The sequence below is a fragment of the Geminocystis sp. CENA526 genome, from assembly GCF_050753365.1.
Taxonomy (GTDB): domain Bacteria; phylum Cyanobacteriota; class Cyanobacteriia; order Cyanobacteriales; family Cyanobacteriaceae; genus Geminocystis.
In genome coordinates this window covers 1-5476 of the sequence record NZ_JBLZFY010000171.1, presented here as the reverse complement: position 1 = coordinate 5476, position 5476 = coordinate 1, and the positions used below count along the sequence as shown (strand labels likewise).

The 5476-nt window shown below is 35.6% G+C and carries 7 protein-coding genes; 3 read left to right on the top strand and 4 right to left on the bottom strand.

Annotation, left to right across the window (positions count from 1 at the left end; translation table 11 throughout):
- Positions 1-247 precede the first annotated feature (247 nt).
- The 3 genes from ACN4EE_RS21870 (at position 248) to mnmE (ending at position 2392) form a co-directional block, all read left to right on the top strand.
- Positions 248-568 (top strand): 2Fe-2S iron-sulfur cluster-binding protein, encoded by a 321-nt coding sequence (locus ACN4EE_RS21870; RefSeq protein WP_431708632.1) that lies wholly within the window; start codon positions 248-250, stop codon positions 566-568.
- Between the two features lie 136 nt (positions 569-704).
- Positions 705-830 carry a photosystem II protein Y gene (locus ACN4EE_RS21865; RefSeq protein WP_431708631.1) on the top strand — a complete coding sequence of 42 codons (126 nt, stop codon included), beginning with the start codon at positions 705-707 and terminating at the stop codon, positions 828-830.
- Between the two features lie 170 nt (positions 831-1000).
- A complete protein-coding gene (gene mnmE / locus ACN4EE_RS21860) occupies positions 1001-2392 on the top strand; it encodes a tRNA uridine-5-carboxymethylaminomethyl(34) synthesis GTPase MnmE (RefSeq protein ID WP_431708634.1) in 1392 nt (463 codons plus the stop codon).
- A 19-nt stretch (positions 2393-2411) separates the two neighbouring features.
- Here mnmE and ACN4EE_RS21855 read toward each other — a convergent pair whose 3' ends face one another.
- From ACN4EE_RS21855 to ACN4EE_RS21840, 4 genes are all read right to left on the bottom strand, one after another.
- The gene (locus tag ACN4EE_RS21855; protein ID WP_431708630.1) at positions 2412-3524 is read right to left on the bottom strand and encodes a histidinol-phosphate transaminase; all 1113 of its coding nucleotides are present in this window, start codon (positions 3522-3524) and stop codon (positions 2412-2414) included.
- A gap of 30 nt (positions 3525-3554) precedes the next feature.
- Positions 3555-4496 carry an NAD-dependent epimerase/dehydratase family protein gene (locus ACN4EE_RS21850; protein ID WP_431708629.1) on the bottom strand — a complete coding sequence of 314 codons (942 nt, stop codon included), beginning with the start codon at positions 4494-4496 and terminating at the stop codon, positions 3555-3557.
- A gap of 216 nt (positions 4497-4712) precedes the next feature.
- The gene (locus ACN4EE_RS21845; protein ID WP_431708628.1) at positions 4713-5153 is read right to left on the bottom strand and encodes a PIN domain-containing protein; all 441 of its coding nucleotides are present in this window, start codon (positions 5151-5153) and stop codon (positions 4713-4715) included.
- The gene (locus ACN4EE_RS21840; RefSeq protein WP_431708627.1) at positions 5146-5322 is read right to left on the bottom strand and encodes a hypothetical protein; all 177 of its coding nucleotides are present in this window, start codon (positions 5320-5322) and stop codon (positions 5146-5148) included. The genes ACN4EE_RS21845 and ACN4EE_RS21840 overlap by 8 nt, the downstream gene beginning before the upstream one ends.
- Positions 5323-5476 lie beyond the last annotated feature (154 nt).

The following is a 5476-nucleotide window of genomic DNA, read 5'->3' as shown; positions in this document are numbered from 1 at the left end:
AAATCTTCATTAAATTTAGTAAATAGCTATCAAAAATCAATTTATGATAATTTTTAATCAAATCTTCTAATGATTCGAGCGATTTAGTCTAAATCTTATCTCGAACTGAGGTACTGTTATATCGAACTCAGGTATGTAGAGTGGGCATTGCCCACCATAATCACAGGAATTTTTATGGAGTCATATTTCTATATCGAACTCAGGTTATAATCGAAGATTGTGAATAAATTAAGATAAGCAAATTTTTATGACTAATATTTATACAGTAGAAATTATTGATAACGGTAAAACCTATACTTTACAAGTACCTGAAGATGAAAAAATATTAGATGTTGCTTATAGGGAAAATGTCAATATCCCTAATTCTTGCAATGCTGGTGTTTGCACTACCTGTGCAGGTAAAATTATTTCTGGAGAAGTTGAGCAAAGTGAAGGTATGGGATTATCTCCTGAGTTACAAGCAGAAGGCTACGCTTTATTATGTGTGTCTTATCCTCGCTCTAATTTGAAAGTAGAAACAGGCAAAGAAGATGAGGTGTACGATCGACAATTTGGTAGAGTAAGCTAGAGAATTTAGAATGAAGAATTGAGAATGTAGAATTAATAACTACCTGAAATATTACTCATTTTTATTCGTTTAATAATTGCAACAAATGTTATCATTTTTCTAATAAAGAGAATTTTGAACATTGGAGTATAAGATCATGGATTTTGATTGGAGATTATTAGTTGTTTTATTGCCTTTAGGAGTTGCTGGAGGTTGGGCAGTGTACAATATTGGTACATTAGCTATTAGTCAAGCTCAAAAATTCTTGAATAAGCAAAGTTAATTTGATAATGACATCATTTTAACGGAAGATCGTTATGCCGTGTAATCAATTACACGGTTAGTTTTTTCTTGATACTTAATGAGATTGCTTCGTTACCTCGCAATGACAGTTTTGACAGATTACTTCGTCACCTCGTCTTGATAATATATAGAATTTAGAATGAATAAATGATGAGCAATAGAGAAAAAACTATAATTCAACAAGAAACGATCGTAGCCATCGCCTCGGCGGTTGTACCAAATCAGGGTAGTATTGGTATTGTCAGATTAAGCGGTGTCACTGCCTTAGAGATTACCCAAAAAATTTTTATACCCCAAGGTAAGCCGTCATGGAAATCCCATCAAATCCTTTACGGTTATATTCAACACCCTGAGACTCAACAAATTATTGATGAAGTTTTAGTTTTGTTAATGTTATCACCTCGATCGTACACTAGAGAGGATGTCATTGAGATTCATTGTCATGGGGGAATTATTCCTGTACAGCAAATATTAGAGTTAAGTTTGGAATGCGGTGCAAGACTTGCCAATGCAGGGGAGTTTACTTTAAGAGCCTTTTTAAATGGTAGAATCGACTTGACTCAAGCTGAAAGTATCGCTGAAATTGTCGGGGCAAAATCTCCTCAAGCCTCCCATGTTGCTTTATCGGGATTACGGGGAAAACTGGCGCAACCTATTCGAGAAATGCGCTCTAGTTTACTCGATATTTTGGCGGAAGTGGAGGCAAGAATTGACTTTGAAGACGATTTGCCTCCCCTCGATGAAGCTCAAATTAGAGAGGATTTAGAAGTCAGTTTATCTCAAGTTAAACAGATTTTAGCCACAAAAGATCAAGGGGAATTGTTGCGTAGTGGCGTAAAAGTTGCGATCGTAGGTCGTCCAAATGTAGGCAAATCAAGCCTTTTGAACGCTTGGAGTAAAACCGATCGAGCCATTGTCACCGATTTACCCGGTACAACCCGTGATGTGGTAGAATCTCAGTTAGTGGTGCAAGGTATTCCCATTCAAGTTTTAGACACCGCAGGAATCAGGGAAACCGAAGACACCGTCGAAAAAATTGGGGTTGCTCGATCGTTACAAGCTATATCCCAAGCGGATTTAATCCTCTTTACCATTGATGCTAGTGTAGGATGGACTGAGGAAGATGAGGAAATTTATCGACAAATCAAAGACTTAAATCTGATCCTCGTCATCAATAAAACCGATATAGCACCATTAGAAGGGGTCAAATATCCCTCAGAAATCACCCAAATAGTCCCCACCGCAGTGGCACTAAATCAAGGCATATCCGCCCTAGAAAACGCTATTATCAGTTCGATCGAAAAAGGAAAAACTACAGCCAGTGACTTAGACATTGCCATAAACCAACGCCAAGCCGCCGCCCTAACTCGTGCTAAAATTGCCTTAACTCAAGTACAAGAGACGATGGAAAATCAACTCCCCTTAGATTTTTGGACGATTGATTTACGCATTGCTATTCAAGCCTTAGGGGAGATTACAGGAGAAGAAGTGACAGAATCCGTACTCGATCGAATTTTTAGCCGTTTTTGTATCGGGAAGTAATAGTTTGATCGATGAGGCGTTAATCACAACTAATATTATTCAATAACCTATCATTTTCTGAGGTAGTTCCGATCGAAATCCTTAAACCGCCTCCTGTATGACGAATAATCACATCTTTTTGTTTTAATTGTGCCATGATTCGATCGTGATTTTCGTTACTAGGATTTTGAGCTAATCGTAAATAGATAAAATTAGCATCACTGCGCCATACTTTCAACAAAGGGTTATTAACTAATGCTTGATAAACCCTTTCTTTTTCTTCCATGACATCTTTAACGGCAGGTAAAATTAAATCTCGGTGTTGTAAGGCAAATTCGGAGGCAAGTTGAGAAAAAGTGGGCAAATTATAGGGAAGGCGGATTTTCTCTAATACTTTGATTATATCCTCATGGGCGACAGCATATCCTACCCGATGGGCGGCTAAACGAAAAGCCTTAGAAAAAGTGCGTAATATTAACCAGTTGGGATGTTGAGGTAATCCTGACACCAAAGTTTGTTGACTAAACTCATAATATGCCTCGTCAATTACCACTAAAATATCTTGAGGTAAATCTTTTAACCACTGAATTTCTTTTGCTGTTAAACAGTTTGCTGTAGGGGAGTTAGGATGCACCACAAAAATCACTTTTATCGGGGTATTTTTTTCTTCGGTAATTAATTTATTTGCTGTGTCTAAATCCCAAGTAAAATCATCTTCATTTCTGTTAATAGTATGGGTGACAATGCCTAAACTTTGGGCTAAAATTCCGTACATAGAAAAGGTGGGATTGGCTACTAAAATTGAGCCTTGATTATTTAGACAAGTGGCGATTAAGATCGATCGAATTAACTCATCTGAACCGTTACCCACAGAGATATTATTAATCTTAAATGCGGTCAAACTAGACTCATTAATATAGTCAGTAATTAAGGTTTTTAATTTGACATGACTACCATCAGGATAACGATTTGTTTCGATTTCTTGCTCATAAATTAGAGCTAATTTTGCCTTTAATTCCGATGGTAAATTATAAGGACTTTCGTTAGCATCTAATCTAGTTAATTGCTGACTATTTTCACTAATAGGAGTAGGTATATAAGCAGATAAATTTAATAAATCTTCTCTGATAAATGATAGGTTCGATCGAGTCATATTCTTAATAATTTTTAAATAATTTTGATTCTATTTTGTAGAATTAATAAACCAATCCGCCGTGATTTTTAATCCTTCATCCACCGTATAAGGCGGTTGCCAATTCAGGGTATCTCTGATTTTACTATTATCCACCTGCAATGATCCCAAAAGTCGATCGCCCACTTCCCCTTTGCCTAGTATTTTTGTTCCTCTTTTAATCAAACTAGAGGGTATCGGTAATAATAGGGGAGTTTTATTCATGGCTTTACCAATGCGTCTAATTAACTCAGGGGTTGATAAATCTTCCCCGTCACTGACAATAAAGGTTTGATTCTTCGCTTCGGTTCGATCGATACAAGTTATAATAGCGTCAACTAAATTGCCCACATAAACAAGGCTACGGGAGTTGTTAACACCTCCGAGAGGAAGGGGTAAACCTTTAGCCGTTAACTTTAATAACCTCTCCATATTGCCCGGATTATTTGCACCATAAACGAGGGTAGGGCGTAAAATTGTGTAAGTCATTGTGCTATTTTCACAAAGTTGTTTAATCCCTATTTCGGCTTTCAATTTACTTTTACCGTAGGGAGTATCGGGGTTACAGGGAGAAGATTCGTTGATAATAGTATCGCTTAAAGTGGTAACAGCACCGATCGAACTCAAAAAAATAAAATGTTTAACTCCTGCTTCAATACACTGTTTCCCTAGATTAATTGTACCTTCGCCGTTGATTCGATCGAACTCAGTTTCAGGATTCGCTACAGATTCTTGTAAAATATGCGCCCTCGCCGCCATGTGAATAACAACCTCAATCCCTTGTAATGCTTCCTGCCATGAGGTTCGATCGTCTATTTCACCTACTATATAATTTTTATAAGTAGAATGGGAAGAATTACGAACAGCAAGAGAAACTTTATAATTATCAAGTCGTGGTAGAAGATGACTACCAATAAATCCCGTTGCACCAGTTATAAGTATTGATTTAGACATATTTTTATATAAAATAAATTACCACGAAAATAACTGCCCAATTACTGATTCTAAATTAGAAAAAGATTGAGATTTAATAAATCTTCATCACCAGTTACTACAAATTTTGCCTTACCATTCCGTTATCTCGCAATGAAATTCATTTCATCATTAACAAATCAACTCTATTAAATTCTTCAAAAAAATTAGGATTTTAAAAATTGTCCTTGATTCTCGTCACGAGGAGTTAAGAAAAATCTCAATATTTTTTGTACGCCATGTAGCAATTCCAATGCCAAAAAAATCTTGATCTTCAGTCCAGATTGGACATTTTAACGAAAGAGCCAATGCTACAATTGACCAATCTTTGTGATCTCTTTCTCCAATCCGATTTAACGCATTTTGTTTATAATCGATGTAAATTTTTTCCTCAATATCAATTACTATTTTTCTTAAATTATTTAACGTATCTAAAGCCTGTTTTTCTTCTGTAGGAGTTAAATGACGTTTTTGAGTAATCTTTGGAATATGAAAACTAACCTCATCATAACAGACCTCTGGCGTGCAAAAAATAACCTCTTCATGGTAATCTACAATTAAAGAAAATGTTTTGATGCCTAAAATCGCACGAATTAAAATGTTAGCATCAAGTACGATTGTTTTATTGTAATTACTCATTGATTAGTTTTTTTTTCAATTCTTGGAAATCTGCCACAATGTCATCCTCTGTTAGATTTTTTTCAGCCAAAATTTGACTAAGTTTTATGACTGCTTTTTTTAGAGATTCTATTTCTTGGGGTTTAATTTGAGGAACGCTAGAATAAGTAATGGTTTCAACTTTTAACATGATTTTTCCTTTGTTCTAAATATAATAAGAACATTATAACAAAGCTATCCCTTACCGTTAAGTCTTAAAATCTTTGTTTGAAGGTGATTTTGCCAACATCCAACTCTGTGCAATATCAAACAAACGTCTTAATCCTTTCCATAAACATTTTATT